This window comes from Bradyrhizobium sp. 2TAF36, from assembly GCF_052114925.1.
Taxonomy (GTDB): Bacteria; Pseudomonadota; Alphaproteobacteria; order Rhizobiales; family Xanthobacteraceae; genus Bradyrhizobium; species Bradyrhizobium barranii.
The window spans coordinates 1-4066 of record NZ_JBFRFR010000201.1 but is presented as its reverse complement, the minus strand read 5'-3'; the positions used below and the strand labels follow the sequence as shown (position 1 = coordinate 4066).

At 57.3% G+C, this 4066-nt stretch carries 4 protein-coding genes and 1 pseudogene; 2 read left to right on the top strand and 3 right to left on the bottom strand.

Going from position 1 to position 4066, the window contains the following annotated elements:
* Positions 1-319: 319 nt before the first annotated feature.
* Positions 320-454 (bottom strand): annotated as a pseudogene (locus AB4Z51_RS44555) (acetamidase/formamidase family protein); the annotation flags it as partial.
* Positions 455-697: 243 nt separating this feature from the next.
* On the opposite strand from AB4Z51_RS44555, the gene AB4Z51_RS44550 reads away from it, so the two are divergent.
* Positions 698-859, top strand: a complete 162-nt coding sequence (locus AB4Z51_RS44550) for a hypothetical protein (RefSeq protein WP_167768353.1) — start codon at positions 698-700, stop codon at positions 857-859.
* 114 nt (positions 860-973) lie between these two features.
* Here AB4Z51_RS44550 and AB4Z51_RS44545 read toward each other — a convergent pair whose 3' ends face one another.
* A complete protein-coding gene (locus tag AB4Z51_RS44545; protein WP_167768354.1) occupies positions 974-1375 on the bottom strand; it encodes an EF-hand domain-containing protein in 402 nt (133 codons plus the stop codon).
* Positions 1376-1929: 554 nt separating this feature from the next.
* Here AB4Z51_RS44545 and AB4Z51_RS44540 point away from each other — a divergent pair.
* The gene (locus AB4Z51_RS44540; RefSeq protein ID WP_244623532.1) at positions 1930-2442 is read left to right on the top strand and encodes a diguanylate cyclase; all 513 of its coding nucleotides are present in this window, start codon (positions 1930-1932) and stop codon (positions 2440-2442) included.
* A gap of 263 nt (positions 2443-2705) precedes the next feature.
* Here AB4Z51_RS44540 and AB4Z51_RS44535 read toward each other — a convergent pair whose 3' ends face one another.
* A complete protein-coding gene (locus AB4Z51_RS44535; protein ID WP_135217296.1) occupies positions 2706-3692 on the bottom strand; it encodes a helix-turn-helix domain-containing protein in 987 nt (328 codons plus the stop codon).
* Between the last annotated feature and the right edge of the window lie 374 nt (positions 3693-4066).

Sequence of the window (4066 nt, the reverse complement as noted above, 5' to 3'; positions counted from 1 at the left end):
CTTCATCGAGAGCGCCCGCCTGAAACTTCTCGACCCAGATCAGATTGCGGGAGATGTCATGCCGCTTCGCGAGGGCATGCAGTGTCTCGCCGCTCAGATACTCCTGGGAAACCTGCTGCTTGAACTCGACGCTATGCGTTCGGTGCTTTGCCATGGGCCTTCATCCTCTGAAAGCCCGGCCGTCCGGTCAATTACTGAAAGCCAACCTGTCCCCCCTGGAGGGCCCACTCCAGATGGGGGGCAAAGTTCGGCGCTTATTTACAGCATATCAGCATCAAGCTGCCGGCGCTGCTGGCGGCTGGCCTCGCGCTCGCCTGCAACAGGCGCTGCAGCTCGGCCGCGGCCTGATATCGAGGATGCGCACTTCCAGGATGTCACCGGGCTCGGCGCCTTCGATCGCGACCGGTCCGGTGAGGAGATGCACGCCGATCCCCTCGCCCGCGCCACGAACGAAGCGCAATCCGGGACAGCATCAATGGTGGCCCGCACACCGGCGCGCAGCATCTCCGCGATGAAGGACGCGCTTGATGTCGTGCTTCTCCATCAGGTCGACCAGATCGGCCAGTGAGGTCGTGAGGTCTCCTCCTGCACCGAGATTACCTGCCAGGTCATGACGTCTTCGACCTTGCGGCCGCGCTCAACAGCATGAGAAGTCCGCCGGCCACGGCGCTGGTAACCGTGTGCAAGACGCAGCCAGGTGGTCCGCGACGGCAACCAGGTGCGCGTCTACATGTACTCGACCGCGTACGCGCTCGACAAATTTGAGGTCAAGCAGGGCGACGAGGTGACGGTGTACCTCACCAACATCGACGACGTGGAGGACCTGACGCACGGTTTTGTGACAGCTCGGGCGTGCTAGGCTTTCGCAAGCCGGCGAACACTCGCTTGTCATGAGCCAGTTCGGGCTATTCGTCCCGGCGAGCAGCGTATAGAGCTACATGTTCTGCTTCTTCGTCGGACTTGACGAAGTCGATCACCTTGTCCCGTGGATGAACGCTTGCATCTCCTCCAGCGTAAGCTTGCTATCCTTATTGCCATCCATCGCCTTGAAAATTCGTTCGTGGGCTGCCTGAAACTCCTGCAGTGAGATGCTCCCATCGCCGTCGGCGTCCATCAGAGCGAACATCATACGCATCATAAAAGGTGGTCCCATCGTGCCCCCACCCGTCATGCCGCGCCCCATCATTTGTCCCATCATGCCGCCGCCCCTCATGCTTCCGTGCCCTATCGTGCCCCCGCCTTCCTGGCCCATGGGATGCGATTGCATTTGTTGCTGATCTGGTTGGGGCGTTATTTGGCTCTGTGCAAAGGCATCCACAGTGCAGTACGCCAGAATGAGAACGGATGTCGTCAGTCCCAAGATACGATTGTACATTTGAAACCTCCTCGGAAGTGTCATAAGTCCCGCCGGCGGAGCTGCTCTTACGAGGCCGGCTACTGGTTGCGCTCGCTTTCGTCGTGGTGAAACGGAGCCCGGGGTGCCTAGGAGTCCAGGCCCCGCAACTATAACGGCACCTGCGCGCTCGTGCCGCTCGGTACGCTTTCGACTCTATCCGTGCATCGGAAGCCCTACATTGACTCATCTCAACCCGGGCTGCGAACCTTTGCGGCGGCCGTGGGCCCGTGCCCTATTTGAGCGTGCGGACGTAGTCCGCGAAATCCGCGACTTCGTGGACGCTATCGTAACCGAGTTCGGTAAGTGTGACCGCCGCCTTTTCCGCGAGCGGACCGAGGCGTTCGACCGTGCAAATTGCGCCCCCTAGTCGAAAGCGAAAATTCGCTTCGGCTCAACAGGATGCTGATTGCGACCATGCGTGCCGAGCGCTCTGTCCCCACTACGCCCCCAACCGTTGAGCCGTCAGTTCCCCCAAGGCTGGCGGCTCTTAGTTCCACGGCATTTCCTTATGGTGTGGTCTCAGGGGGCCGGCCATGCAGCGTTTCATCGAGCAGCAGAATATCGCGCTCTATCAGCGCCTTCTTTTGGAAGAGACGAGCGAGGCGATAGTTCGGTCGCTTCTTTTGCAATCGCAGCGCAAATTGGCCGCGATCGAAGCGGACGTGCAAGGCGCATTTCGAAGCGATTGGACGGCGAAGAGGCACCGCTATCCTGTGCTGCCAAATAAATGCGTGAGTGTCTTTCAACGAGAGTTTGAACAAGCGAGCACACTGCTTCTGATTGACACGCGTCCAGGCTTGCACATAGTAGATGCAAACAAGCTCTACACTGCGGCTGCGATGATCGATATTGCCGAAGTGGCCGGCGAGCGTATATTCGATATTTTTCCGGATAATCCTAGTGATCCGATCGCTGATGGCGTCGCCCGACTATATTCATCTGTAGCGACGGTCGCCGAGAGCGGGCGGCCGCACGCGATGGCAATTCAACGCTATGATGTCCGCGACGCGGCTGGGGAATTTGTGGAGCGTACTGGCAGCCGCTAAAAAGTCCAGTGTTGGACGATGCAGGGCGCCTGTTATTCATCGTACACCAAGTTTTTGATGTAACTTCGCATTTCGCGGATCAGGCGCCGGACCGAAAAACCGTAACGCGCGCAGCTTGATTTAGATCAACTCCCTCGCAGTCACAAGAAGGGAATCCCACGCTTCACCGATGTTTGCGAAAGATACTTCTTCGCGCGAGCTCTCTTTGCGCTCGTAACGGAATTTGAGCAATGCTCTGAGGATAAGACGGAATTGCCGTCAGATCAGCGTTTTATGGTGCTTGCGTTCCCAGTCGTCGCATACTGAAAAGATTGCGCGACCGACGCGTTGCGGGCGCTGCAACGCCACCGGGCCGGGGTGTCTCCGGTGATCCGTTTGAAAACGGTCGAGAAATACGCCTGCGTGCCGAAGCCGACGGCAAGTGCCACTTGGGCGAGCGAAGTCTCTGTATCAGCCAATAGGGACTTTGCGTGTTCAATACGCTGATGCAAAAGATATTCGCGTGGACGGTATCCGGTCGCAGCCCGAAATTGCGCGGCGAAATGCATGCGTGACAATCCGGCTACCTTGGCGAGATCCCCAAGTCGGATGTATTGATCAAAATGCTCCTTCACGTAATCCTCAACTCGCCGTAGCCTCCATTTCGGCAGAGCATTCATTCTGACGCGCGGTAACTCCAGCCGAGCGGCATGCATCGCCAACGTTTGACCGAGCGAACTCGCAAAGGTGGAGTCTGCAGCGTCGTCGTGCTCTACCAACGCTTTGGCAAGCTGAGCCGCAAACGAGTCACGTAGAAGTACGAGATCACTCAGTTCCTGCCCGCGCCGATCTTGGCTCGCCAATTTCTTGGAGCGAAAATAGTGAGCAGAAACGTGCAAGTGTAGGAAGTCGTAAGGTGCATCAAACTGGGCGCTGAGTTCAGTCGAGGGGGCTCCTACATAGAGAGCGCCCACAGGCATGATCCCATCGAAGATGATTTGACGATCTCTGGTCAGCTTGAGCCGAGTGGATTTCAAGGCAACGCCAATGAAGTATTGATCGCGAGGGGTTCGCGCTTCCTCCCGACTAAACGTATTCAGTGGATCCATCCAACGCGAGATCGTTATATCTTCGGTTGTGATACTGCCGGCGCGCCCTGGCTGACGCCACCTCAGTTCGCGGTGAAGCGTATGAGTGTCCTGGGAGAAGTACACATCCTGCAAGCCAACCAGACTGGTGCGAGTATTGTCCGCTAGTGTTTCGGTAAACATTGTTGGCATCTCCGTTCACCTGTCAGGTTCGCGCTACCATTGGCTGCGCAGGCTTGTGTTTCAGCATTTCGACACCTGGAGAATACTCGACCCTTGTCATTAAGCTCGTTATGGATGCTTAGAGACTATTAAAGTTTGTGAGTGTTCGCGTGATCAAAAGTGTTAGCTTGGAATGCTTATGATTTCTAAGCCTTCAGGATTCGTCGCCCTCGAATTTGGAGTTGAGAGTCGTTCGTGAAGAACTGGCGGCGGCGCCCGGCTCAAGCGGTGTTTCGAGCCGGGACGGTCTCGAAGAAGGCTCGGATGATGACACGCAAGAGCTCTGCGAGCCATCGCAGCAGCAGACCGAAGTTATAGCCGGCGGCGGCGAGAAC

What these genes read in the sequence shown, in the direction of transcription:
- AB4Z51_RS44540 (WP_244623532.1), top strand. Translation starts at nt 1,930, where the DNA reads ATGCAGCGTTTCATCGAGCAGCAGAATATCGCGCTCTATCAGCGCCTT.
- AB4Z51_RS44545 (WP_167768354.1), bottom strand. Translation starts at nt 1,375, where the DNA reads ATGTACAATCGTATCTTGGGACTGACGACATCCGTTCTCATTCTGGCG.
- AB4Z51_RS44535 (WP_135217296.1), bottom strand. Translation starts at nt 3,692, where the DNA reads ATGTTTACCGAAACACTAGCGGACAATACTCGCACCAGTCTGGTTGGC.